This window comes from Pectobacterium brasiliense, assembly GCF_013449685.1.
Classification (GTDB): Bacteria; Pseudomonadota; Gammaproteobacteria; order Enterobacterales; family Enterobacteriaceae; genus Pectobacterium; species Pectobacterium brasiliense_A.
Window position 1 is genome coordinate 1 of the sequence record NZ_JACDSF010000032.1, and the last position, 201, is coordinate 201.

Below are 201 nucleotides of genomic sequence, written 5' to 3' on the forward strand. Positions count from 1 at the left end.
CTTACTCAAGTAAGTGATTCGGGTAACTGAGCATAGCCAACACACCTGCGGCTTGAAGTATGACGGGTATAAGCGTGAAGGAATTATCAGGCGCGGTTTACTGACTATTTTCATGCTCAACGACTTTCCCAGCCCACGATAAGACTGGGAGTGATTTCGTCGAAATATCCCGTTTATACTCCAAATAATTCGAGTTTCAGG